19 protein-coding genes are annotated in these 23,109 nt (G+C 72.5%); 8 read left to right on the top strand and 11 right to left on the bottom strand.

All coding sequences use genetic code 11. The features are described 5' to 3' along the window. Positions 1 to 27: 27 nt before the first annotated feature. Positions 28 to 1,452 (bottom strand): SWIM zinc finger family protein, encoded by a 1,425-nt coding sequence (locus ACWGJ2_RS20930; protein WP_453347645.1) that lies wholly within the window; start codon positions 1,450 to 1,452, stop codon positions 28 to 30. Further along, positions 1,449 to 3,722: a DEAD/DEAH box helicase gene (locus tag ACWGJ2_RS20935; RefSeq protein WP_453347646.1), complete on the bottom strand. Its 2,274-nt coding sequence runs from the start codon at positions 3,720 to 3,722 to the stop codon at positions 1,449 to 1,451. Before ACWGJ2_RS20935 ends, ACWGJ2_RS20930 begins: the two co-directional genes overlap by 4 nt. Between ACWGJ2_RS20935 and ACWGJ2_RS20940 the strand changes: the two genes are divergently transcribed. Both ACWGJ2_RS20940 and ACWGJ2_RS20945 read left to right on the top strand, forming a co-directional pair. Next, positions 3,708 to 4,532 (top strand): pentapeptide repeat-containing protein, encoded by an 825-nt coding sequence (locus ACWGJ2_RS20940; protein ID WP_453347647.1) that lies wholly within the window; start codon positions 3,708 to 3,710, stop codon positions 4,530 to 4,532. The genes ACWGJ2_RS20935 and ACWGJ2_RS20940 overlap by 15 nt on opposite strands. 291 nt (positions 4,533 to 4,823) lie before the next feature. Continuing rightward, the gene (locus ACWGJ2_RS20945; protein ID WP_453347648.1) at positions 4,824 to 5,006 is read left to right on the top strand and encodes a hypothetical protein; all 183 of its coding nucleotides are present in this window, start codon (positions 4,824 to 4,826) and stop codon (positions 5,004 to 5,006) included. Here the strand turns inward: ACWGJ2_RS20945 and ACWGJ2_RS20950 are convergent. Then, entirely contained in the window at positions 5,003 to 5,896 is an 894-nt protein-coding gene (locus ACWGJ2_RS20950; RefSeq protein ID WP_453347649.1) for a metallophosphoesterase family protein, read from the bottom strand. The genes ACWGJ2_RS20945 and ACWGJ2_RS20950 overlap by 4 nt on opposite strands. Positions 5,897 to 6,161: 265 nt before the next feature. Beyond that, entirely contained in the window at positions 6,162 to 6,953 is a 792-nt protein-coding gene (locus ACWGJ2_RS20955; protein WP_453347650.1) for a hypothetical protein, read from the bottom strand. Between the two features lie 101 nt (positions 6,954 to 7,054). On the opposite strand from ACWGJ2_RS20955, the gene ACWGJ2_RS20960 reads away from it, so the two are divergent. Beyond that, positions 7,055 to 7,978 (top strand): oxygenase MpaB family protein, encoded by a 924-nt coding sequence (locus ACWGJ2_RS20960; RefSeq protein ID WP_453347651.1) that lies wholly within the window; start codon positions 7,055 to 7,057, stop codon positions 7,976 to 7,978. A gap of 36 nt (positions 7,979 to 8,014) precedes the next feature. Here the strand turns inward: ACWGJ2_RS20960 and ACWGJ2_RS20965 are convergent, their stop codons facing one another. Continuing rightward, positions 8,015 to 8,629, bottom strand: coding sequence for a class I SAM-dependent methyltransferase (locus ACWGJ2_RS20965; RefSeq protein ID WP_453347652.1), 615 nt, complete (start codon positions 8,627 to 8,629; stop codon positions 8,015 to 8,017). A gap of 290 nt (positions 8,630 to 8,919) precedes the next feature. On the opposite strand from ACWGJ2_RS20965, the gene ACWGJ2_RS20970 reads away from it, so the two are divergent. Beyond that, positions 8,920 to 9,324 carry a roadblock/LC7 domain-containing protein gene (locus ACWGJ2_RS20970; protein ID WP_453347653.1) on the top strand — a complete coding sequence of 135 codons (405 nt, stop codon included), beginning with the start codon at positions 8,920 to 8,922 and terminating at the stop codon, positions 9,322 to 9,324. Between the two features lie 68 nt (positions 9,325 to 9,392). On the opposite strand, the gene ACWGJ2_RS20975 is transcribed toward ACWGJ2_RS20970, so the two are convergent. Further along, a complete protein-coding gene (locus ACWGJ2_RS20975; protein WP_453347654.1) occupies positions 9,393 to 9,821 on the bottom strand; it encodes a PPOX class F420-dependent oxidoreductase in 429 nt (142 codons plus the stop codon). Positions 9,822 to 9,949: 128 nt separating this feature from the next. Here ACWGJ2_RS20975 and ACWGJ2_RS20980 point away from each other — a divergent pair, with 128 nt between their 5' ends. Together ACWGJ2_RS20980 and ACWGJ2_RS20985 are read left to right on the top strand one after the other, a co-directional pair. Further along, positions 9,950 to 10,342, top strand: coding sequence for a roadblock/LC7 domain-containing protein (locus tag ACWGJ2_RS20980; protein WP_453347655.1), 393 nt, complete (start codon positions 9,950 to 9,952; stop codon positions 10,340 to 10,342). A 140-nt stretch (positions 10,343 to 10,482) separates the two neighbouring features. Continuing rightward, positions 10,483 to 11,619 carry a DUF6397 family protein gene (locus ACWGJ2_RS20985; protein ID WP_453347656.1) on the top strand — a complete coding sequence of 379 codons (1,137 nt, stop codon included), beginning with the start codon at positions 10,483 to 10,485 and terminating at the stop codon, positions 11,617 to 11,619. Here the strand turns inward: ACWGJ2_RS20985 and ACWGJ2_RS20990 are convergent. Together ACWGJ2_RS20990 and ACWGJ2_RS20995 are read right to left on the bottom strand one after the other, a co-directional pair. Beyond that, positions 11,600 to 12,484 carry an acyl-CoA thioesterase gene (locus ACWGJ2_RS20990; RefSeq protein WP_453347657.1) on the bottom strand — a complete coding sequence of 295 codons (885 nt, stop codon included), beginning with the start codon at positions 12,482 to 12,484 and terminating at the stop codon, positions 11,600 to 11,602. The genes ACWGJ2_RS20985 and ACWGJ2_RS20990 overlap by 20 nt on opposite strands. Before the next feature lie 34 nt (positions 12,485 to 12,518). After that, a complete protein-coding gene (locus ACWGJ2_RS20995) occupies positions 12,519 to 15,047 on the bottom strand; it encodes a DEAD/DEAH box helicase (RefSeq protein ID WP_453347658.1) in 2,529 nt (842 codons plus the stop codon). Between the two features lie 250 nt (positions 15,048 to 15,297). Between ACWGJ2_RS20995 and ACWGJ2_RS21000 the strand changes: the two genes are divergently transcribed. Continuing rightward, positions 15,298 to 16,092, top strand: coding sequence for a metal-dependent hydrolase (locus ACWGJ2_RS21000; RefSeq protein WP_453347659.1), 795 nt, complete (start codon positions 15,298 to 15,300; stop codon positions 16,090 to 16,092). 221 nt (positions 16,093 to 16,313) lie between these two features. On the opposite strand, the gene ACWGJ2_RS21005 is transcribed toward ACWGJ2_RS21000, so the two are convergent. Continuing rightward, complete coding sequence (locus tag ACWGJ2_RS21005; protein WP_453347660.1) at positions 16,314 to 18,110, bottom strand: ABC transporter ATP-binding protein; 1,797 nt, start codon at positions 18,108 to 18,110, stop codon at positions 16,314 to 16,316. Further along, positions 18,107 to 20,140, bottom strand: a complete 2,034-nt coding sequence (locus tag ACWGJ2_RS21010) for an ABC transporter transmembrane domain-containing protein (RefSeq protein WP_453347661.1) — start codon at positions 20,138 to 20,140, stop codon at positions 18,107 to 18,109. The genes ACWGJ2_RS21005 and ACWGJ2_RS21010 overlap by 4 nt, the downstream gene beginning before the upstream one ends. Positions 20,141 to 20,567: 427 nt before the next feature. On the opposite strand from ACWGJ2_RS21010, the gene ACWGJ2_RS21015 reads away from it, so the two are divergent. Further along, positions 20,568 to 21,419: a L,D-transpeptidase family protein gene (locus ACWGJ2_RS21015; RefSeq protein ID WP_453347662.1), complete on the top strand. Its 852-nt coding sequence runs from the start codon at positions 20,568 to 20,570 to the stop codon at positions 21,417 to 21,419. Positions 21,420 to 21,594: 175 nt separating this feature from the next. On the opposite strand, the gene ACWGJ2_RS21020 is transcribed toward ACWGJ2_RS21015, so the two are convergent. Next, a complete protein-coding gene (locus ACWGJ2_RS21020; RefSeq protein WP_453347663.1) occupies positions 21,595 to 23,016 on the bottom strand; it encodes a Gfo/Idh/MocA family protein in 1,422 nt (473 codons plus the stop codon). Positions 23,017 to 23,109 lie beyond the last annotated feature (93 nt).

Consider the following 23,109-nt stretch of genomic DNA (forward strand, 5'->3'; position numbering starts at 1 on the left):
ACGCCTTGGCACCTCGCATGGCGGGGCTCAGCGTCCCTCGCCGCTGCCCTTCGCGCTGTCTTCCACGCCGTTCCCGTTGCCGTGCGCGAGGAGCACGGCGAGTGCGGCGGCCGGGTCACGCTCCGCGCCCCCGGCGGGCCACCACGCGCCGTCTTCTCTGCGGTACGGCCACCAGCGGCCGTCCCTCCCGTAGCGCAACTGGGCGCCCCGGCCCACCACCGTCCAGTGGTTGCGCGTGGCCCGCAGCCGGGGGCGCGCTCCGTCGTCGTCCGCCCACGCCGACTCCAACTGGTCACGGGCGCGCGCCAGCGCGCCGGGCTCCGGGGCCCAGCTCTCCTCCAGCACGTCGAGCGCCGCCGCGCCCCCGTACTCCCAGGCGCGCACCGCGGGTTCGAGCTGCCGGACCGCGCGGCCCGAACCCGTACGACCCGAACCCGTACGACCCGAGCCCGCATGGCCGCGGCCCCCGGCCAGCCGCGCCGCGATCCACGGTGCGGGGCGGGCCGCGGCCAGCCGCACCGCGTCCTGCCACTCGGTGAGCGGCCCGGCCGGCACGCTCTCTGCGTGTCCCGGCGACAGCGCCTCCGCCAGCATCCGCCGCGCCCGCTCCGCCGCGTCCGAGGCCAGGAACTCCAGGGCCGCCACGTCCAGCCCGGCGGCCGGGGGAGTGCCCCCGTCGAGCGCGGGCGGAGAGCCCGCCTCCGGTACATGCGGTGGCGGTTCCGGGAGGGGCGGCAGGATCGCGCCGAGCGCGAAGGTCTCGTCGGCGGGGACGCCGCCGAGACCCCCTTCGCCGTCGTCCGGCCCGTCGCGGAGGGCGTCGTGCGGCGCGTGCGAGGTGTGAGCGGCGCGCGGGGCACCCGCCGCGCGGGCCGCGCTGCGCTCCTGGAGCTGTTCGAGCAGCGCCCGCTCACCCCGTCCGCGCAACAGCAGCAGCACGAACGGGTCCTGGTCCAGCAGCCGCGCCATCTGATAGGCCAGCGCCGAGGTGTGCAGACAGTGGTCCCACGCCTCGCAGGCGCACTGGGGCTCCAGATCGCCGATGCCGGGCAGGAGATCGACCCCGGCGTCCGCCGCGTCCTCCACCAGGTGCGGCGGCATGTCGCGGTCCAGCAGGGCCGCGATGTGCCCCGCCTCGCCCGTCACCACCTCCAGCAGCATGTCCCACTGCGCCTCGCTCAGCTCCTGGAGCAGGACGTCAGCGCGGTGCGGAGTGCCGTCCCGGTCCCGTACCACAGCGGTGATCCGCCCCGGACGCACCGAGACGGCGCCGACCGCGCCCTGCCGCGCGTACCCGCGGCCGCGCTTGAGCTGCTGGTTGTCGAGCGCGGTGTCCTCCAGGGCCTTGAGCCACCGCAGACCCCACCAGGTGCGCGCGAAGCCGCGGCCCTGTGCGGGCGGCAGCGCGTCGAAGGTCCGCTCGTCGTCGCCGGACGCGCCGGTTCCTGTCATCGCTCGTTCCTCCGCAGCTCGACGAGGTCGGCCAGCTCGGCGTCGGTCAGTTCGGTCAGCGCGGCCTCACCCGAGCCGAGCACGGCGTCGGCCAGCTCCTGTTTGCGCCGGAGCATCCCGGCGATGCGGTCCTCGATGGTGCCCTCCGTGATGAGCCGGTGCACCTGGACGGGACGGGTCTGCCCGATGCGGTACGCGCGGTCTGTGGCCTGCGCCTCGACGGCCGGGTTCCACCAGCGGTCGAAGTGGACGACATGGGAGGCCCTGGTGAGGTTCAGCCCCGTACCGGCGGCCTTGAGGGAGAGCAGGAAGACGGGCGCCGCGCCCTCCTGGAAGCGGCGCACCATCTCCTCGCGCCGCGCGACGGGGGTGCCGCCGTGCAGGAACTGGGTGGGCACCCCACGGGCGGCGAGATGCCGCTCCAGCAGCTTCGCCATCCGCGTGTACTGGGTGAAGACCAGCACGCCCGCCGTCTCCCCGTCCTCCCCGTCGTCCTCGGCGAGGATGGTGTCCAGCAGCTCGTCCAGCAGTTCCAGCTTTCCCGAGCGGCCCGGAAGGCGCGGATCGTCCTCCTTGAGGTACTGGGCCGGGTGGTTGCAGATCTGCTTGAGCGAGGTCAGCAGCTTGACGACGAGCCCCCGGCGCGCGAAGCCGTCGGTGCCCGACAGCTCGGCCAGGCCCTCCCGTACCACCGCCTCGTAGAGTCCGGTCTGCTCGGTCGTCAGCGCGACGGCGCGGTCGGTCTCGGTCTTCGGGGGCAGCTCGGGCGCGATGCCGGGGTCCGTCTTGCGACGGCGCAGCAGGAAGGGCCGCACGAGGCGGGCCAGCCGTTCACCGGCCGCTGGGTCGCCGCCCTCGACGGCATCGGCGTAGCGCCTGCGGAAGGTGCCGAGGCGGCCCAGCAGCCCCGGAGTCGTCCAGTCCAGGATCGCCCACAGCTCCGAGAGGTTGTTCTCGACGGGCGTGCCCGTCAGCGCGACCCGGGCGCGCGCGGGGACGGTGCGCAGTTGCCTGGCGGTCTGCGAGAACGGGTTCTTCACGTGCTGCGCCTCGTCGGCGACGACCATGCCCCAGGCGGGGGCTTCGGAGCCGGTTCCGGTGCTCGCTCCGGTGCTGGTTCCGGCGCCGGTTCCGGTTTCGGGGCCGGTGGCGGGGAGTCGGGCGAGCTGTGCCGCGTCCAGCCGCATGGTGCCGTAGGTGGTCAGCACGAACTCGTCCTCGGCCAGCCCCTCCAGGCTCCGCCCGGTGCCGTGGTAGCGGCGCACCGGCGTGCCGGGCGCGAACCGCTCGATCTCGCGCTGCCAGTTCCCCATCAGGGACGTGGGGCAGACGACCAGGGTGGGCCCGGCCGACGCGGGCGACTGCTGCCGGTGCAGATGGAGCGCGATCAGGGTGATGGTCTTGCCGAGGCCCATGTCGTCGGCGAGACATCCGCCGAGCCCCAGCGACGTCATCCGGTGCAGCCAGTCCAGGCCGCGCAACTGGTAGTCGCGCAGCGTCGCGTCGAGCTTCGGTGGCTGCGCGAGAGGGGCACGGTCCGCGCTCTCCGGGTCGGCCAGCCGCTCCCGCAGCGTCTCCAGCCAGCCCGTGGCCCGCACCTCGATCCGCTCGCCGTCCTCCTCGACGCTTCCGGTCAGCACGGAGCCGAGCGCGTCGAGCGAGGTGAGCCGGCGGTCCTGGCGGCGACGCGCCTTGCGTACGGCCTCGGGGTCCACCAGCACCCACTCGCCGCGCAGCCTCACCAGGGGGCGGCCCGTCTCGGCCAGCCGGTCCAGTTCGTCGCGGGTCAGTTCCTGGTCTCCTACGGCGAAGCGCCAGCTGAAGCTGAGCAGCGCTTCGGCGCCGAGGAGGGAGGGCAGCGCGGACCCGTCCGGGCCGCGGGCCCCGTGCGGGGCGCCCTGGGGCGGTGCCTCCTGGTCGCCGCTCGGGCTGACGAGCGCGCGGGACGTGAGGCGCTGGGCGAGGTGCCTGGGCCAGTGCACCTGGAGCCCGGCGGCGGCCAGGGCGCGGGAGACGGGGGCGCCGAGCAGCTCGGCGATCTCCTCGTCGGCCAGCTCGACGGCGTCGGGTACGGCGGCCGACAGCAGTGGGGCGAGGGGTTCCCAGGCGCCCGCCGCGCGGCGCAGCGTGAGCAGGGTGTCCGTACGGGCGCGCGGTCCGAACTCCTCGGCGGCACCACCCGCGCTGCGCGTGCCTCCCGTGCCGCCCGCCCAGACCTCGGCCGCGTCGGCGACCAGCGTGGGATCGGTGAGGCTGTGCAGTTGCAGCACCCCGCGAAAGCGCGGCCCGCCGGAACGGGCGGGGGCCGCCGCGCCCGTCTCCGCGGCGCCCGTCTCCGCGGCGCCCGCCTCCGCGGCGCCCGCCTCCGCTTCGCGTGTCTCGTCCTCCCCGTCCGCCTCCAGCCCTGTGACCTCGACGCGCAGCGACAGCCGTACCCCCGCGTCATGGCCCGCCGCCACATCGGCGGCCCACGCGCGCTGCTCGGGCAACCGCTGGGGCGGGTCGGCGGCGAAGGCGGGGCCGCCCGCTGCCAGTGCGGCGGCCGGGGTGCGGGGGAGCCCGTCGGCGACGGCGTCGAGGAAGGCGCGCACCAGCGCCTCGGGCCGGGGCAGCCGCAGCGGGCCCTCGCCGGGCAGCGGGACCGCGTGCGCGTACGGCGGCATCGACGCGGCCAGGTCCCTCAGCCGCTCGATGTCGGCCGCCTCCAGCGGGCCCATCCGCCAGGCGTCGTGGTCCTCGCGGCTCAGCCCGGGCAGCAGCCGTCCGCGCGCGGCCAGGTGCAGTGCGAGGACAGCCGCGCTGCCCCAGAAGGCCGCGGCACTTCCGTTTCCGCTTCCGTCTCCGGGACCGTTGCCGCCTTCGCCTGCCCCCGCGCGGGCGCGCGTCAGCACGGGAAGCGCCTCGCGTACGGGCAGGCGCAGCGCGGGCACGGTGCACGGGCGCGCGTGTCCCTCCTCGTCGGGCAGCGCGACGGTCAGGGGAGCGGCGGCGTCGCCGCGCGCGCCGAAGCCGTCGGTGTCGCCGGTGTCGTCGGTACGGAGCGGAGGGGTGCCGTCCGGGCGCCAGAAGGCGATCTGTGAGGAGCGGGGCGGGTCGGCGGGCAGCAGGACGGCCGCGCAGTCGGCGAGTTCGGCGAGCAGGGAGGGCGGTGGTGCCACGGTCTGAGCCACGGTACTGACGTATTCCTCAAATTTGACTAGTGGAGCCGGAGGGCGCCGAGGGTACCTCACCGTGTACCGGTACCGGAAACGTCTTCGGGGCCCTCTTCGCATTTTCCGGAGGACGCCCATTCCCGGCGGAATGGAACCTGCCGGGGGGAATGGGCGTTCAATGGAGACAGCGGCAGCCGCCGCTGCGCAGAGGAGGCAGAAATGACCAACAGAGGAAAGGTCGCCGTCGGCGGTGTGGCCGTAGGGCTGCTCCTGTGGTGGCTGACGTCGTTCTGGATCGCCGTAGCGGTGATCGTCGGCGTTCCGGCGGTCGCCTATCTGGCGCTCGATCCGTCGCAGCGGCGCAGGCTCCGCCGCGTCTCCCGCAAGGAGCTGGGCCGCTAGGGAAAGCTGTCGCTCCGGCCGCTGCGGTCGTCGCGTGGCTCCCCGGGGGCGGTCGTGGGCAGGACCTCCCGCAGCAGTGGCCGCGGTGACCGTTGGCGCCACTCGCGCGGATAGCCGATCGAGACCTCCTCGAAGCGCACCCCGTCATGCCAGGTGGTCCGGGGGATGTGCAGATGACCGTAGACCACGGCGGCGGCGCGGAAGCGCAGATGCCAGTTCGCGGTCAGTTCGGTGCCGCACCACTGGGCGAACTCCGGATAGCGCAGCACGCGGGTGGGCTCGCGCACCAGGGGATAGTGGTTGACGAGCACCGTGCGCAGTGAGGGATCGAGGGCCGACAGCCGCCGCTCGCTCTCCCGCACGCGTGCCGCGCACCACGCGTCCCTGCCGGGGTGCGGGTCGGGGTGCAGGAAGAATTCGTCCGTGCACACCACGCCCGCCTCCTCCGCGATGCGCAGCGAGTCGGCCTTCGTGGTGGCACCGGGCGCCATGAACGAGTAGTCGTAGAGCACGAACAGCGGGGCCACCGCGACGGGCCCGCCCTCGCCCTCGCCCTCCCACACCGGATAGGGGTCCTCCGGCGTGAGCACCCCCAGGGCGCGGCACCTGTCGACCAGATACCGGTAGCGCTCCTCGCCGCGCAGCCCACAGGGGTCCCGGGGATGCGTCCACAGCTCGTGGTTGCCCGGGGTCCAGATCACCTTGGCGAAGCGCTCACTGAGCAGTCGCAGCGCCCACTCGACGTCGGCCGCCTTCTCCGCGATGTCGCCCGCGACGATCAGCCAGTCCTCGTCCGAGTCCGGCCGCATCTTCTCGACCAGCGCTCTGTTCTCGTCGTAGGCGATGTGCAGATCGCTGACTGCCAGGAGACTTCCTCGCGCTCGAAGCACGGTGCTGTCCTTTCCCCAGGACGTGCGGCGGTACGTACGGCGTGCGCGTGCGGCGGCCCGCGAAACCCGTCCGGGCGTCCTCGTCCGGGTGACGCGACGGGGCGGCGGGACAGCGGGCCGCGTACGAGCTTAAGGGCGCTGTCGCCGCCGCGTCCGGGCCGCGAGGCGGGGACGCGGGCAGAGCCGGAGGTCAGCGGGCCGGAAGACAGCGGGCGGAGGGCGGCAGACGGGGACAGCGGGCGGGGACAGTCGGTGGGGCGGGGCTTCAGGCCGCCGGGCGCACCGCGATCCCGTCCAGCGCTTCGAGGAGCCCCGGCAGTTCGGGACCGCGCCCCACGGGAAGCACCTCGCCGGGTTCGTCGTCGAGCAGCAGGAAGGCGATGTCGTCCGTACGGGCGACCATGCTCCAGCCAGGACCGTCGGCACGCAGCGTGCGCGACTCGCCCGAGGCGAAGGCGGAACGCACACGTCCGGGCGGTGGCGGTTCCTCCAGATACGCGCGCACCTCGTCCAGCACCCGGCGCACGCTCCCGTCGGAGCCCTCACCGGCACCGGGGTCCACGAACTCCACGTCGCCGTCGACCTGTTCGCGCCAGACCGCCCACTGGAGGGCGATCTCGTCCGCACCGAGGCGCCGTTGCGCCGGTCCCCAGCGCTCGGTGTCCGGCGGCACGAGCGCCGCGCGCCCGCCGTCGGCCTCCGGATCCGGCGCCGGGTCGTGCGGCTCGGGCACCCCGGGGGCCGCGACGGCGAGGGCCAGTGGCCAGCCGGGCAGCACGGCGGCGATGCTGCGGTCGTCAGGGGAGAGGTCGTACTCCATCCCGCAGTCCCAGGCGGCGATCGCGCAGGCGACGAGGGTGACGTCCTCGGTGGCCACCGTCCAGCGCGCGCCCTCGCCGTCCTGGCCGAGCACCAGGCCGTAGCCCTCGGCGAAGGGTTCGAGACCGAGCGCGGCACACGCCTCCGGGTAGTCGTCACCCAGGACGCTCGGGAACTGGGCGGGCGTGAGCAGCACAGCCGTCAGCACGTAGAGTGCGTCGTCCTCTTCGGCGGTCACCACGCCTCCCCTTTCGATCAGTTCCGGGGCACCCTAACCCTAGAGTTGCCCCTCCGACAGAGGCAGGGCGCAGGCGCGAGGCAGAGAGGGGACGACGCTACGTGCAGCGTTATGACCGGCTCAAGGAAATTCTGAGGCTCGACCCGGAGCGGGACTACGCGGAGATCTACCGGCTCTCCTCGGCCTACGAATTCCCCTGGGACATGGCACGGGCGCTGGAACTCGCCCTGTACCGCACCTATGCCGTCCCCAGCATCGGAAACCTGCTCGCGCGCACCGCCGAGCTGACCGACCGCGCGCAGAAGCGCTACGACGACACCGCTCTCCTCCTCGACGCCGTGATGGAGCACGGCTTCGAGTCCGACGACGGCCGCACGGCGGTGCGCCGCATCAACCAGATGCACCGCAGCTACGACATCTCCAACGACGACATGCGCTACGTACTGTGCACGTTCGTCGTGATGCCCAAGCGCTGGCTCGACGCGTACGGCTGGCGCCCGCTGACCCGGCACGAGCAGCGCGCGACGGCCAACTACTACCGCGCCCTCGGCCGCCGCATGGGCATCAGCGGAATCCCGGAGAGCTGGGAGGAGTTCGAGCGCTGCCTGGACGACTACGAGGCGGCGCACTTCGGCTGGGACGAGGGCGCCCGCCGGGTCTCCGACTCCACGCTCGCCCTGATGGCTTCCTGGTACCCGCGTCCGCTGGCCCCCGCCGTGCGCGGCGCGAGCCTGGCGCTGCTCGACGACTCCCTGCTGCGCGCCTTCCGCTACGACCAGCCGCGCCCCCTGGTGCGCAAGGCGGTGCGGGGTGCGCTGCGGTTGAGGGCGCGCGCCGTCCGGCTTCTCCCGCCGCGCCGCGCGCCCCACTTCGCCCGCCAGAACCCCGAGATCAAGGGCTATCCGGGCTACCCGTCCGGCTACCGCGTCGGTGACCTGGGGACCTTCCCCGGCAAGAGCGGCTCCGGCGGTCCTGGGGGCCAGGGCCGTTCCGCGTGCCCCGTGCCGCACGGCACGGGGCACTGAGAGCGAGCGGGGGCTCCGGGGCGGGCGTGGTGTGGTTCAGACGGCGGTGCGCGAGGCGAGCGCCAGGTAGCGGTCGTCTTCGTCCGTGTAAGAGGTGAGCCGCCACCCCGTACGGGCCAGCAGCGGACGCAGGTTGGGCTCGGCGCGCAGGTCGTCCGGGGTCAGCGTGCGGCCCTTGCGCGCGGCGAGCGCGGCCCGGCCGACGGGGTGGAAGAGCGCCAGGACGCCGCCGGGCCGCACTGCCCTGGCCAGTTCGCGCAGCCCGGCCTCCGGCTCCGGGAGGTGGGAGACGAGCCCGGCGGCGAAGACGGCGTCGAGCGCGCCGTCGCGCAGCGGCAGCCGTGAGACGTCCGCGAGGAGCAGCAGCGCGTCCCGGTCCCGCCCGGCACGTACGGCGGCCTCCAGCATGGCGGGCGTCAGATCGGCGCCCAGCACCCTGCCCGTGGGGCCGGTCGCGGCGCGCAGCGCGGGCAGTGCCCTGCCGGTACCGCAGCCCGCGTCGAGCACCGTACGGCCGTGGAGCGGGCCGAGTTCGGCGACCGCGGCGGCGTAGGCGGGGCCGTCGTGCGGGAAGCGGGCGTCCCAGGCCGCGGCCCGCTCGCTGAAGAACGCGCGGACGTGTGCCGGGTCGTGGGTCGTCTCGTGAGCCATGCGCCCATCATCGCGCCTTCCTGCCGCACGTTCGGGTCCGGCTCGGGCAGGCACGTCGTGGGGTCGCGCCCAGCGGGCCGTACAGGGCCGTACGGGTCCGCCTGGCCGTACGGGGTGGGCGAAAGGCCGTACGGCGCACTACGCGGGCTGTCGGACGCCGGGCCCGTCGTGACTCCTGGACACCGTTGCCGCGCACGGGGTGTCTGGCGCACATGTGTGCCCCTCACTACTGTCGTACGGGCGGCCGTCGTACGGGCGCTGGGCCCGGTCAGCCGCACTGGGAGGCAGCCGTGTCCGACGCGACGCACCGCTCCAAGACACTGGACTGGCTGCTCGACGACCTCGCGAACAGGGTCGGAGAGGTACGGCACGCGGTGGTGCTCTCCAACGACGGCCTGGTCGTGGGCGCCTCGGGCGACCTCCCCCGCGAGGACTCCGAACGCCTGGCGGCCGTCGCCTCCGCCTTCCACAGCCTCGCCAAGGGCGTGGGGCACCAGTTCCGCACGGGGCAGGTGCGCCAGACGATGGTCGAGATGGAGGACGGCTACCTCTTCATCGCCGCCGCGGGCCAGGGCTCCGCGCTCGCGGTGCTCAGCGGGATACAGGCCGACCTGGGGCTCATCGCCTACGAGATGACGCGCCTGGTGCGGCGGGTGGGCGAGCACCTGAGCGCTCCCGCGCGCACGGACGGGTGACGCGGAGCCGGGTGACGGGGGCGGGGGCTGACGGGAGCCGGTGAAGAGGACGGACGCGGCCCGCGCCGTCAGTCGGCGATGTCCCCCAGCGCGACCACCTTGTCCACACGCACCCTGACCAGCACTTCTCCGGGGACGGCGTTGCGCGCGCCGAACTGCTCCGCCTTGTCCTCACCCATGTAGCGGGCGGCGATGCGCGTCGCCCAGTGGAGCATCGTGTCGATGTCGTCGCTCAGCTCGGCGCGCCCCTCCAGTACGACGAAGGAGAACGGAGGCCGCTCGTCGTCCACGCAGAGCGCGATCCGGCCGTCACGGGCGAGATTGCGCCCTTTTACGGTCTCCTCTCCGGTGTTGAAGAGGAGGTCGTCCCCGTCGAGGAGGAACCAGACCGGTGCCACATGGGGGCTGCCGTCGGCCCGTACCGTCGCCAGTTTGCCTGTGCGGCTGCCCTCGGAGACGAAGGCCTGCCACTCGTCCTTGGTCATCTTGTGTGCCATACGCCCATCCTGCGGCAGTCGGGACCGCTTCGCGCGCCATGGGCATCCAGAACCGTTTGATGGTTGCTCACCGCACTGTCATGGGTAAGGGTGGCACGGCAGTTGCCCAGAAGAAGGGGGACACGGGGATGGCACTGAATACAGGGCTCGACTGGTTGCTGGACGATCTGACCCAGCGCATATCCTCCGTACGGCACGCGCTGGTGCTCTCCAACGACGGGCTGGTGACGGGGAACAGCCAGGGCCTGGAGCGGCAGGACGCCGAGCACCTCGCGGCCGTCTCGTCGGGACTGCACAGCCTCGCCAAGGGGTCGGGCCAGCACTTCAGAGCGGGACAGGTCCGGCAGACCATGATCGAGTTCGAGGAGGGGGTGCTGTTCGTGACCGCTGCGGGCGACGGAAGCTGTCTGTGCGTGCTGGCGGGTGCTGATGCCGACATCGGCCAGGTCGCGTACGAGATGACCCTGCTCGTGAACCGGGTCGGAGAGCATCTGGGCGTGGCGGTGCGGAACGGCGCCTAGCAGGCGCCTGACGCGGCCAAAGGCGCTCTGACCTGCGACGGTGTGGGTTATCCACAGGGGCGGCGGGATTCCTCCTCGCGAGCTATCGTCATTACTCACAGTAGTTGAGTCACTGCGGGTGACCACGAGGTGAGTGGGGGATGAGAGCGATGCCTGAGAACGTCGCGATGCGCACGGCCGCGAAGGAGTGGGGGCTGAGGCCCGGCGAGATGGAGCTCGCCGTGCAGCTCGATGTGGTGCGGACCGTCCCCGGTGCGGCCGGAGGGCCGCGCCGGGTGCCGCGCGAGGAAGTGGACCGGCTGGCGGCTTCCGAGGGTGCGCTGCGCGCGCTGCGGGAGCGGCTGCGGGTCGTGGGCGCGGCGGAGGGCGCGGCGCTGCTGAAAGTGAGCCCGGCCCGGTTCACGCGCCTGGCGAGGTGCGGCTGCTTCGGCCCGGTGAGGTTCTACGTCAATCGCTATCGCGCGGTGGTCTGGCTCTATCTGGCCGAGGAACTGCGCGGTTTCGGCGAGCGCCGCCCCGGACTGCTCACGGGAAGGACCCCGGGGGAGCTGCGCGCCCTGCTGGACCGCGGTGCCGACCACCGTCCGGTGCTGTGGCGCGCCCGCCGTGTCGAACAGCTGGTGCGGCAGGCCCCCGGCCCCTGGGAACGGGCCGCCGCGCGTGCGTCGGTGCTGGACGAGGACGCGCTGGCCGAGGCCGTGCCGGACGCCACCGAGCGCGCTTGCCTCGCCGCTCTGCGCCCCGCGCTGGTCACGGTGCGGCACGAGGGGGTGGCCACTCAGGAGGCGGTCGATGAGCTGTGCCGCGCGCTGGAGGAGGACGAGGTGGCCGGGCACCGGCTGATGCTCGGCGCCGAGCTGGAGGAGGCCCGCGCGTCCGAGCCCTGCCCGCTGCCCCGTTCCGGGCCCGGAGCCCATTCCCTGGCCAGGCTCTCTCCCCATGCCGGTGCGGGGGCTCCTCCCGCGGACGGTTCTTCCCCCGCGCCGGGCCCAGGTGCTGAGCCAGGCCCCGACCCTGGTTCGGGTTCCGTCTCCTACGCCGGCTCCGGTCTCGCGCCGGGTTCCGGCTCCGGGCAGGGACCGGTCCGCGATCCGGTGCTCGCCATGACCTCTCGCCCTCCGCGTCAGCGGGAGGAGGCCACCGCGCCGGACCGGCGCGGTGTGACCGGAGCGGAGCAGCAGGAGCCACGTGGCGGAGGGACGGCCAGGGCGGAGGGCCGTCAGGGCTGGCGCGGGTGGCTGCGGAAGGGCTCGCCCGTCAGCCGTCCAGCTTTCTGAACAGGCCCTCCTGCATCACGGACACGATGAGCTGGCCTTCGCTGTTGAAGATCTGACCGCGGGCCAGGCCCCGGGCGCCCGTGGCGATGGGGGACTCCTGCTGGTAGAGGAACCACTCGTCGGCGCGGAAGGGCCGATGGAACCACATCGCGTGGTCCAGCGACGCCATGTCGAAGCCGCGCGGACCCCACAGGGGCTCGATGGGCATGCGCACGGCGTCGAGCAGCGTCATGTCGCTGGCGTAGGTGAGAGCGCAGGTGTGCACGAGCGGGTCGTCGCCCAGCGACCCGATGGCGCGCATCCACACGCCACTGCGCGGCTCCACGTCCCGCAGCTCGCCCGTGTCCCAGCGCAGGCGCTCCACGTAACGGATGTCGAAGGCCATCCGGCGCTCCATGCGCTCCAGCGACTCGGGGAATTCGCCGAGGTGCGCGCGGATCTCGTCGGGCAGCTTCGGCAGCGTCTCCGGGTCCGGAACCTCGGGCATCGGCACCTGGTGCTCGAAGCCGGGCTCCGGCTGATGGAAGGAAGCGGTGAGATTGAAGATGGCTTTGCCCCGCTGGACGGCCACCACACGGCGCGTCGTGAAGGACCGCCCGTCCCTGACCCGCTCGACCTGGTACACGATCGGCACCCCCGGCACCCCGGGGCGCAGGAAGTACGAGTGCAGCGAGTGCACCGGGCGCTGCCCGTCGGTGGTGCGTCCCGCTGCGACGAGCGCCTGTCCGGCGACCTGTCCGCCGAAGACCCGCTGGAGGGACTCCAGAGGGCTCCGGCCGCGGAAGATGTTGAGGTCGATCTGTTCCAGGTCGAGAAGGCCGACGAGCTGTTCGGCCGGGCTCGGGCTGGGGTCGGGTCTGGTCAACTCTTGTGCTCCTTCATCACGGCCTCAGCGGCGTTCACAGTTGGCCGACGTCGGTGACCTTGATCACCGCGCGCCCCTCCTCGTCGGAGGCCGTGAGATCGACCTCGGCGGAGATGCCCCAGTCATGGTCACCGTTCGGATCGGCGAAGGTCTGGCGGACGCGCCACAGGCGGTCCTCGGGCACCTCCTCGATCTGGAGGAGCTTGGGCCCACGGGCGTCCGGCCCGGTGCCCAGGTCGTCGTACTCGTCCCAGTAGGCGTCCATCGCTTCGCCCCAGGCTTCCGCGTCCCAGCCGTCCTCGCCGTCCAGCGCGCCGAGTTCCGCGACGTTGTCGAGCGCCGCCAGCTCGACCCTGCGGAACATCGCGTTGCGGACCAGGACGCGGAAGGCCCGCCCGTTCGCGGTCACCGGCTTCACCTGGTCGGCCCGCTCCTGGGCCTCCTCGGCGGTCTCGTCCGCCGGGTTCGCCAACTGTTCCCACTCGTCCAGCAGGCTGGAGTCGACCTGACGGACCATCTCGCCGAGCCACTCGATGATGTCCTCGAAGTCCTCGGACTTCCGCTCGTCGGGGACGGTGTGCTCGAGCGCCTTGTAGGCGCTGGCGAGGTAGCGCAGCACGATGCCCTCGGTGCGGGCGAGTTCGTAGAAGGAGACGAACTCGGTGAAGGTCATCGCCCGCTCGTACATGTCGCGGATGACGGACTTCGGGGAGAGCGGGTGGTCGCCGACCCAGGGGTGGGAGGTGCGGTAGAGGCCGTAGGCGTGGAAGAGCAGTTCCTCCAGCGGCTGGGGGTAGCTGATGTCCATCAGCCGTTCCATCCGGTCCTCGTACTCGACCCCGTCGGCCTTCATCTGGGCGACGGCCTCGCCCTTGGCCTTGTTCATCTGGGCGGCCAGGATCTGGCGCGGGTCGTCCAGGGTCGATTCGACCACCGAGACCATGTCGAGTGCGTAGGAGGGCGATTCGGGGTCGAGCAGGTCGAAGGCCGCCAGCGCGAAGGTGGACAGCGGCTGGTTGAGCGCGAAGTCCTGCTGGAGGTCGACGGTCAGCCGGATGGTCCGGCCCTCCGCGTCCGGCTCGTCCATCTGCTCCACGATGCCGCCGTCCAGCAGCGACCTGTAGATGGCGATGGCGCGCCGGATGTGCCGCAACTGGGAGCGGCGGTCCTCGTGGTTGTCCTCCAGCAGCTTGCGCATCTGCGTGAAGGCGTCCCCCGGCCGCGCGATGACGGACAGCAGCATCGCGTGGGTGACACGGAAACGCGAGTTGAGGGGCTCGGGATCGGAGCCGATGAGCTTCTCGAAGGTCTGCTGGCTCCAGTTGACGAAGCCCTCGGGCGCCTTCTTGCGGACGACCTTGCGCCGCTTCTTCGGGTCGTCACCGGCCTTCGCGAGGGCCTTCTCGTTCTCGACGACATGCTCGGGCGCCTGTGCGACGACGAAGCCCGAGGTGTCGAAGCCCGCCCGCCCCGCGCGGCCCGCGATCTGGTGGAACTCCCGCGCGCGCAGCGTGCGCACGCGGTTTCCGTCGTACTTCGAGAGCGCGGTGAACAGCACCGTGCGGATGGGCACGTTCACGCCGACACCCAGCGTGTCCGTGCCGCAGATGACCTTCAGCAGCCCCGCCTGGGCCAGCCGCTCCACGAGCCGCCGGTACTTCGGCAGCATGCCCGCGTGGTGGACGCCGATCCCGTGCCGCACATAGCGCGAGAGGTTCTGGCCGAACTTCGTGGTGAAGCGGAAATTACCGATGATCTTGGCGATCTCGTCCTTCTCCGCGCGCGAGCACATGTTGATGCTCATCAGCGCCTGCGCCCGCTCCACAGCCTGCGCCTGGGTGAAGTGGACGATGTAGACCGGGGCTTGGTGGGTCTCCAGCAGCTCGGTCAGGGTCTCGGTGAGCGAGGTGGTGCGGTATTCGTAGCTGAGCGGCACAGGGCGGGTCGCGGAGCGGACGACGGCGGTCTCGCGGCCCGTGCGCCGGGTCAGGTCCTCCTCGAAGCGGGTGACATCGCCCAGCGTCGCCGACATCAGCACGAACTGCGCCTGCGGCAGCTCCAGCAGCGGGATCTGCCAGGCCCAGCCCCGGTCCGGCTCGGCGTAGAAGTGGAACTCGTCCATGACCACCTGACCGATGTCCGCGTTCGCGCCGTCCCGCAGCGCGATGGACGCCAGCACCTCGGCGGTGCAGCAGATGACGGGGGCGTCGGCGTTGACGGAGGCGTCGCCGGTGAGCATGCCGACGTTCTCGGTGCCGAAGAGCTTGCACAGGTCGAAGAACTTCTCCGACACCAGCGCCTTGATCGGAGCCGTGTAGAAGGTCACCTCGTCCTTGGCCAGCGCGGCGAAGTGCGCACCGGCCGCCACCAGGCTCTTGCCGGACCCGGTGGGCGTCGAAAGGATGACGTTCGCCCCCGAAACCACCTCGATCAGCGCCTCCTCCTGGGCGGGATAGAGGGAGATACCCCGCTCTTCGGCCCAGCCCGAGAAATTCTCGAAAAGGGCATCGGGGTCGGCGTCGCTCGGGATCTGATCGATAAGGGTGGCTGTCACAACCCCCATACTGCCTTCCCCGGCCCCGGATCAGAGAACCGGTGCGGTTACGGTGATCATGTGGCGCTACGCTGTGTCGCCGACCGGGCATCAGAAGCGGAAGCGTCAGTTCAGCGGCCGTCGCATGCGAAGGCGTCATCTCCGTCCGTGTCACGGGTGATGCCCTCACGCGCGACGGTGACGGAGCCGCGCGGAGCCACCGCTCCTGTCCCGGTCGGCCCAACGGCACCGCGAATGACAACAGGGGTGGGAAACGACCATGATGGGACCGGCGCACTCGCTCTCGGGGGCAGCCGCCTGGCTGGGGGTGGGGGCAGCGGCGTCCGCGCTGGACCACCCGATGCCGTGGCCAGTGCTGGTCGCGGGCGCCCTGATCTGTTCGGGAGCGGCGCTCGCTCCCGACCTGGACCAGAAGTCCGCGACCATCTCCAGGGCCTTCGGGCCCATCTCCCGCGGCCTCTGCGGAGTGATCGACAAGCTCTCCGAGACCGTCTACAACGCCACCAGGGGCCAGGGCGAACGGCGCCGCTCCGGTGGTCACCGCACTCTGACCCACACCTGGCCCTGGGCCGTCTTCATCGGCGCCGGGTTCTCGGCCGCCGCGGTCTTCGGCGGCCGCTGGGCGGTGCTGGTGATCCTCTTCATCCACATGGTGCTGGCGGTCGAGGGACTGCTGTGGCGGGCAGCCCGCGTCTCCAGCGACGTGCTCGTGTGGCTGCTCGGAGCGGCCACCGCGTGGATCCTCGCGGGGATCATGGACAAGCCGGGCAACGGCTCGGACTGGCTCTTCACGGGCGAGGGCCAGGACTATCTCTGGCTCGGGCTGCCGATCGTCCTCGGAGCCCTGGTCCACAGCATCGGCGACGCGCTCACGATCTCCGGCTGCCCGATCCTGTGGCCGCTGCCGATAGCGGGCAAGCGCTGGTATCCACTGGGCACCCCGCGCTTCCTGCGCTTCCGCGCGGGGGCCAAGGTGGAGACCAAGGTGCTGATGCCGCTGTTCATGCTGCTCGGCGGCGCGGGGGCGCTGTCAGCGCTGGGCGTCCTCGGCTGACGCCCCGGCGCGCGGCCCCGGCCGCCGCGCGCCACTGCCGCCGGTCGGGCGGCCTCCGCAGGGCGGCCCGTCCCCGCTGGTCGGCCCGCCTCGATCCTGGTCCTGGCGCCAGCACTGACACCGGCGCCCGCGCCCGCCCCCGCCCCTCGGCGTCGGGCCCGGGGGCCGGAGGCGGGGGAGCGGGGCCGGTGACTGGGCCAGTGGAACCGGAGGCCAGGCCGTCAGCCGTGCCAGGAGCGCCACAGCGCCGCGTAGGCGCCGTCCGCTGCGACGAGGGCTTCGTGGCTGCCCAGTTCGCTGATGCGTCCACCCTCCACCACGGCGATCACGTCCGCGTCGTGCGCCGTGTGCAGCCGGTGCGCGATGGCCACCACGGTGCGCCCCTCCAGCACCCGCGCCAGCGAGCGCTCCAGATGCCGTGCGGCGCGGGGGTCCAGAAGCGAGGTCGCCTCGTCGAGCACCAGCGTGTGCGGATCGGCGAGCACCAGCCGGGCCAGCGCGATCTGCTGCGCCTGCGCCGGGGTGACGACGAGGCCGCCCGAGCCGACCTCGCTGTCCAGCCCGTCCGCGAGCGCCCCGGCCCAGCCGTCCGCGTCCACGGCGGCCAGCGCGGCCCACAGCTCGGGGTCCCCGGCGTCCGTACGGGCCAGGAGCAGGTTGTCGCGCAGGGAGCCCACGAACACGTGGTGCTCCTGGTTGACCAGCGCGACGTGCTGCCGTATCCGCTCGGCGGGCATCCGGGCCAGCTCGGCGCCGCCGAGGGTGACCTCGCCCGTGCGCGGCCCGTAGATCCCGGCCAGCAGGCGCCCCAGCGTGGACTTGCCCGCGCCCGAGGGGCCGACGAGGGCCACCCGGGTGCCGCTGGGGACATTCATGGTCACGCCGTGCAGCACGTCCGTGCCCGCGTGGTAGCCGAAGCGCACCTCGTCGGCGCGCACGTCACGCCCGCTCGGCGCGAGGGCCCCGTCACCGGAGTCCGGCTCGATCTCCCGCACCCCGACCAGGCGGGCGAGCGAGACCTGGGCGACCTGAAGCTCGTCGTACCAGCGCAGGATCAGCCCGACCGGATCGATGAGCATCTGTGCCAGCAGCGCCCCTGTCGTCAACTGGCCCACGCCGATCCAGCCGTGGAGGACGAAGACGCCGCCGAGGATGAGGACGGCGCTCAGGATGAGCGCGTTGGAGACGTTGATGGTGGGGAAGAGGACGGTGCGCAGCCAGAGGGTGTATCTCTCCCACGCGGTCCACTCCTTGATCCGCCGCTCGGACAGCCGCACCCGGCGCTCCCCGAGCCGGTGGGCCTCCACTGTGCGGCCCGCGTCCACGGTCTCCGCGAGAGCGGCGGCGACGGCGGCGTAACCGGCGGCCTCCGAGCGGTAGGCCGAGGGCGCCCTGCGGTAGTACCAGCGGCAGCCGGTCAGCAGCACCGGCAGCGCGATCAGCGCGACGAGCGCCAGCGGCGGCGCCGTGACGGCCAGCGCCCCCAGCAGCAGCCCGGCCCAGACGACCCCGATGGCGAGCTGGGGCACGGCCTCGCGCATGGCGTTGGCGAGCCGGTCGATGTCCGTGGTGATCCGCGAGAGCAGATCACCCGTGCCCGCGCGCTCCAGCACACCGGGTGGCAGGCCGACCGAGCGCACGAGGAAGTCCTCGCGCAGATCGGCCAGCATCCGTTCGCCGAGCATCGCCCCGCGCAGCCGCACCTGCCGTATGAAGTACGTCTGGACGGCGAGGGCCACCGTGAACAGGGCGATGGTGCGGCCGAGCTGGAGTTCTCCCGCGTCGGCTCCCTCCGAGAGGCCCTCCACGATCCGCCCCAGCAGGTAGGGGCCCACCATGGAGGCGAGCACGGCGAGGGAGTTGACCGTCACCAGGGCGGCGAAGGCGCCGCGATGCCGCCGGACGAGCCTGCGTACATAGGCCCGTACCGTCGCGGACGCGCCCACCGGGAGCGTGGTGGCGGACTCGGAGCCCGCCGGATCGTACGAGGGAGGTGCGACGCCGAATCTCCGGCTCATGCGCTCTCAGCCCCTTCAGACCCCGCGAGTCGGCCGCGTCGGCCCTGGTGCGGTTCCTGTTGTGTGTGCTGTGCGTGGTGTGTGTGGGGTCCGCGCTGGTTCTGCGGGCCCGACCGGCCGTTCCTGGTGTCAGCGGCGGTGGTCCCGGGCGGTTCGCCGTCGCCGGTCTCGCGGGTGACGGCGGCGCGGTACGCCGGGTCGGTGCGCAGGAGTTCGCGGTGCTGCCCGGTGGCGGTGACCTCGCCGTCCTGCACGAGGACGACCTTGTCGGCCCGGTCCAGGAGGAGAGGGCTGGAGGAGAAGACGACGGTGGTGCGGCCCTCGCGTATCCGTCGCAGGCCCAGGGCGATGCGGGCCTCGGTGTGGGAGTCCACGGCCGAGGTCGGCTCGTCGAGTACCAGCACCTCCGGGTCGGCCATCAGGGAGCGGGCCAGCGCGAGCCGTTGCCGCTGGCCGCCCGACAGTGACCGGCCGCGCTCGGTGAGGGTGGCCCGCATGGGGTCGCCCTCCGCGTCGGGGCTGCCCTGGACCAGCGCCTCCAGCACGTCGGAGCACTGCGCCGCCTCCAGCGCCAGGGCGGGCGTCACGGGCGCGGGCGCGGGCTCGCTGACGGTCGCGGTCGAGGAGGGCACGTCGAGCAGTTCGCGAAGGGTGCCGGACAGCAGGACGGGGTCCTTGTCCTGGACGAGGACCGCGGTTCTGGCGGCGCTGAGCGGCACACTGTCCAGGGCGACGCCGCCCAGTCGTACGGCCGCGGCGCCGCCGTCCCCGTCCGGCGGGTGGCCGCCGAGCCGGTCGGCGAGCGCGCCGGCGGCGTCGGGGTCGCCGCAGACCACGGCCGTCAGCAGCCCGGCGGGGGCGAGCAGGCCCGTCGCGGGGTCGTACAGGTCGCCCGCGAGCGCGTCGCCAGGCTTCCGGGCGCCCGTCGGGTACGTGTCCGTGCCTGTGCCTGTGCTGGGCCCGGTCCGGGCCGCCTCCTCCCGTGAGCCATCGGACCCGGTGCCGTCGGCCTCCGCGCCCTCGGTACCCTCCGCGCCGCGGCGGAGCGAGAGCACCCGCGCCGCCCGCTTCGCCGACGGCCGGGAGAAGGAGTACGCCATGGCGAACTCCTGGAAGAGCCGCAACGGGAAGAGGAGGAAGGTCACCGCCCCGTACACCGTGACCAGTTCACCCACCTCGATCCGTCCGCTCAGGGCCAGATGCGTGCCGCGCCACACCACCGCCACGAGCAGCAGCCCGGGGAGGGCCACCTGGACGGCCTCGATCAGCGCCCACATCCGCGCCGTGCGCACGGCAGCGCGCCGCACCTCCTGGGAGGCCCGGCGATACCGCGTCAGGAACAGTTCCTCGCCGCCGATGCCGCGCAGCACCCGCAGCCCCGCGACGGTGTCGGCGGCCAGCTCCGTGGCCCTGCCCGCCTTCTCCCGCTGGAGATCGGCCCGACGGGTCGCGCGCGGCAGCATCGGCAGCACCGTCAGCGCCAGTACCAGCACCCCGAGAAGGACGAGCAGGCCCAACTCGGGCTCGTACGCCACGAGTCCCGCGCACACGCCGAGGGTGACGAGGAGCGCGGCGGTGAAGCGGGAGAAGGACTCCACGCACCAGCCGATCTTCTCGATGTCGCCGGTCGAGACCGCGACGACCTCTCCGGCGGCCACCTTTCTGGTCAGCGCCGACCCCAGTTCGGCGGTTCTGCGGGCGAGGAGCTGCTGCACCCGCGCGGCGCTGGTGATCCAGTTGGTGACGGCGGTGCGGTGCAGCATCGTGTCGCCCGCGGTCACGGCCACCGCGATGAGCGCCATCATGGCGCCCGCCTCGGCGAGGCCGGTCCCGGAGCGGGTCACGGCGGCCTGCACGGCAAGACCGGCCACCAGCGGCAGCCCGGCCACGCCCATGAGATGCAGCAGACCCCAGGCGAGGGCTTTGGCCTGGCCCCCGACTTGCATACGTCCGAGCCACAGCAGGAAGCGGTAGCCCGAGCGGACATCGGGTACGCCGGGGTCGGAGAAGGGAAGATCGCGAATCAGCATGGCATCCCGAGCGGCTCGCTGTGGGCGGGGGGCCGTGAAAGGCTCGCGAAATTAGGGGCGGTAAATCAATGGGTTTTTACAGATCAAGGACCGACGGGGCCCAAAGCTGACTTTTCGGTGCAGGATTCGTCCGGAACCCGTCTTTTCGGACCCGGCTTCCCTCCCTCACGGGCTCCGCCCGCTCTCCTCGCGTGGCCGTCGCTCGTGTCGCTCAGGGGCCACCGCTGTCGCTCACGGGCCACCGCGCGCCCGCTCCCGGTTGCGCCCCGGCCGCGAGGTGGTATGCGACGGGGCGGCCCCAGGCCCGGATTCCAGGGCATCGTCCCTGCTCAGGGAGGCGATACGGCTGTGCACGCGCGCACACGACGGAGCAAGTGGGACGATAGGGCGCATGCACATACCGGGGGCCCGGCGAGTACGGAGCGGCATGACACAGGTGACCGAAGAGAGCACGACGGAAGAGAACCGGCAGGCCGGCGACCACGCGGGCGACGCGTCCTCGCGCGGGCGCCCGGGGGCCGGGGCGCGGGCGAGGACGGCGACGGGAGCGAGGACCGCCGCGGGTGCGACGGCCGTGGCCCTCGCGCTGGGTCTCACCCTCGCGGGGTGCGGCGGCGGGAGCGAGGCGAGCGGCGGGGACTCCGGCGCCAAGAAGGCCGCGGGATCCTCCGGAGACACCACCGTGCGGGCCGCCGACCCCACCCGTATCCCCGGCGTGGGCGACCGCCTTCAGAAGAAGATTCCCGAGAACTCGCGCCAGGTCGTGGCCGTCTACGGCGAGGGCGAGGACTCCGCCGAGTCCACCGTCAAGCTCTTCACGAAGAAGGGCGACAAGTGGACCCGCGACAGCGGATGGGCGGCCCACAACGGCAAGAAGGGCTGGACCCCCGACCACCACGAGGGCGACAAGCGCAGCCCCGTCGGCGTCTTCACCCTCTCCGACGCGGGCGGTCTCCTCGCCGACCCCGGCGCGAAGCTCCCGTACTCGCACACCTCAGCCTTCACGCCCTCCCCGTCCTGGCCCAAGTCGACGCGGCACGACTTCGATCACGTCATCGCGGTCGACTACAACCGGGTCAAGGGCACCAGCCCGCTCGACCCGACCCGCCCCCAGGGCCAGTCCAAGGGCGGCAGCATCTGGCTGCACATGGACCACGGCAGCGGGACCTCGGGCTGCGTCAGCATGTCCAAGTCCGCGATGCGGCACCTGCTGCGCACCCTCGATCCGAAGCAGCACCCCGTGGTGGTCATGGGGGACAAGGCGTCCCTGGAGAGCTGACCGAGGCTGATCAGCATCCGGCTGCTTCCTGACGTTTCCCCGGCGTTCCCCTCCGGCCGACACCGTTCAGGCCGCGCAGCGCGCTTCATGGTGCTACGTGACGGTGCCGACCGGGGGTTTTCGTGGTTCGAGGCACAGACCGGCCCCCGCGAAACGTGGCCGGTGCCCCTCGCGCCTACCCCTCGGGCTTCTCCGAGTCCACCCCGTCCCGCTCCTTCTCCCACAGCCCCCGGGTGAAGTCCGGTATCCGCTGCGGTGCGCCGTGCGCCTTGATCGAGGCGTGGCTCAGCGGTACGGGCGAGGTCCACGTCGCCGCGTCGTAGACGTCGAAGTCCGGGACCAGGCCGAGCCGCATGCACTGGATCAGCCGGAACAGCATGATGTAGTCCATGCCCCCGTGCCCGCCGGGCGGGTCGGCGTGCTCCTTCCAGAGCCAGTGGTCCCACTTCTCGTACTTCGCGAAGTCGCCCCACTCGTCCCCGCTCATGTCGGGCTCCAGGTAGATGCGGGGCGGATAGTCCTCGAAGACGCCCTTCGTGCCGCCGAGGATGTTGAGCCTGCTGTACGGGTGCGGGTTGGACACCCCGTGCTCCAGCCGGATCACCCGCCCCTTCGCCGTCTGGACGAGGCTGATCGAGAGGTCGCTCTCGATGTAGCTCTCCTTCCAGCTCTCGTGCCCTGCCGGCATGTTCTCCTCGCGGTACGCGGCCAGCCCGAGCGAGGGCGAGCCGAAGGTGGCGATGCGCACGGCCCGGTCACCGCGGTTGATGTCCATGTAGTTGGCCGCGGGCCCGAAGCCGTGGTTGGGGTACAGATCGCCCCGGAGGCGGGTGTGCCAGAGCCTGCGCCACGGGCCCTCGTAGTAGTCGGGGTCGAACATGAGCCCGCGCAGGTCGTGGAGGTAGGCGCCCGCCGCGTGCAGGAGGTCGCCGAAGAGCCCCTCGTGCGCCATGCGCAGCACACGCATCTCGTTCTGCCCGTACGCGCAGTTCTCCAGTTGCATGCAGTGCCGACGGGTGCGCTCGGAGAGGACGACCAGCTCCCACAGTTGGTCCAGCTCCAGCGCGACGGGACACTCCACGCCGACGTGCTTGCCGCCCTTCATCGCGGCCTTGGCCATCTCGAAGTGCCAGTCCCACGGGGTGGCGACGTACACGAAGTCCAGGTCGCCGCGTTCGCAGAGCTTCTCGAAGTCGTGGTCGCCCTTGGTGTAGAGGGCGGGCGCTGGCTGGCCCGCGTCGGTGACCTTCTTCGCCGCTCTCTCGGCCTTCTCCCTGACGGGGTCGCACAGCGCCACGACCCGTACGCCCTCCAGCGCGAGATACAGGTCGATCATGCTGCCGCCGCGCTGGCCCAGCCCGATGATGCCGATCCGGACGGTGCCGCGTCCCTCGAAGGGCACGCCGATCATGGTCTCGCCCCTGCGCGGGGGAGCGGCGGGCGCGGCCCCCGCCGCCGAGCCCACTCCCGCCTCCGCCTCCACCCCCTGCGCCGAAGCGAAGGCGGAAGGGGCGCTCATCGAACCGATGCCCAGCCCGGCACCGGCGACCCCCGCCGCGCGCAGCGCGGAACGTCGGCTGAACCCTTGGTCGTTCATCTGACCTCCAGCAGGTGTACTGCTCCAGCAGGTGTACTGCACGTCGGATGCGTGAACTCCGTCCAGGACACTCGCCGTTGGTGCTGACGGTGC

It is taken from the genome of Streptomyces sp. NPDC054796 (genome assembly GCF_053611545.1).

What these genes read in the sequence shown, in the direction of transcription:
- ACWGJ2_RS20930 (WP_453347645.1), bottom strand. Translation starts at nt 1,452, where the DNA reads ATGACAGGAACCGGCGCGTCCGGCGACGACGAGCGGACCTTCGACGCG.
- ACWGJ2_RS20945 (WP_453347648.1), top strand. Translation starts at nt 4,824, where the DNA reads ATGACCAACAGAGGAAAGGTCGCCGTCGGCGGTGTGGCCGTAGGGCTG.
- ACWGJ2_RS20965 (WP_453347652.1), bottom strand. Translation starts at nt 8,629, where the DNA reads ATGGCTCACGAGACGACCCACGACCCGGCACACGTCCGCGCGTTCTTC.
- ACWGJ2_RS20975 (WP_453347654.1), bottom strand. Translation starts at nt 9,821, where the DNA reads ATGGCACACAAGATGACCAAGGACGAGTGGCAGGCCTTCGTCTCCGAG.
- ACWGJ2_RS20980 (WP_453347655.1), top strand. Translation starts at nt 9,950, where the DNA reads ATGGCACTGAATACAGGGCTCGACTGGTTGCTGGACGATCTGACCCAG.
- ACWGJ2_RS20985 (WP_453347656.1), top strand. Translation starts at nt 10,483, where the DNA reads ATGAGAGCGATGCCTGAGAACGTCGCGATGCGCACGGCCGCGAAGGAG.
- ACWGJ2_RS20995 (WP_453347658.1), bottom strand. Translation starts at nt 15,047, where the DNA reads ATGGGGGTTGTGACAGCCACCCTTATCGATCAGATCCCGAGCGACGCC.
- ACWGJ2_RS21000 (WP_453347659.1), top strand. Translation starts at nt 15,298, where the DNA reads ATGATGGGACCGGCGCACTCGCTCTCGGGGGCAGCCGCCTGGCTGGGG.
- ACWGJ2_RS21005 (WP_453347660.1), bottom strand. Translation starts at nt 18,110, where the DNA reads ATGAGCCGGAGATTCGGCGTCGCACCTCCCTCGTACGATCCGGCGGGC.
- ACWGJ2_RS21010 (WP_453347661.1), bottom strand. Translation starts at nt 20,140, where the DNA reads ATGCTGATTCGCGATCTTCCCTTCTCCGACCCCGGCGTACCCGATGTC.
- ACWGJ2_RS21015 (WP_453347662.1), top strand. Translation starts at nt 20,568, where the DNA reads ATGACACAGGTGACCGAAGAGAGCACGACGGAAGAGAACCGGCAGGCC.
- ACWGJ2_RS21020 (WP_453347663.1), bottom strand. Translation starts at nt 23,016, where the DNA reads ATGAACGACCAAGGGTTCAGCCGACGTTCCGCGCTGCGCGCGGCGGGG.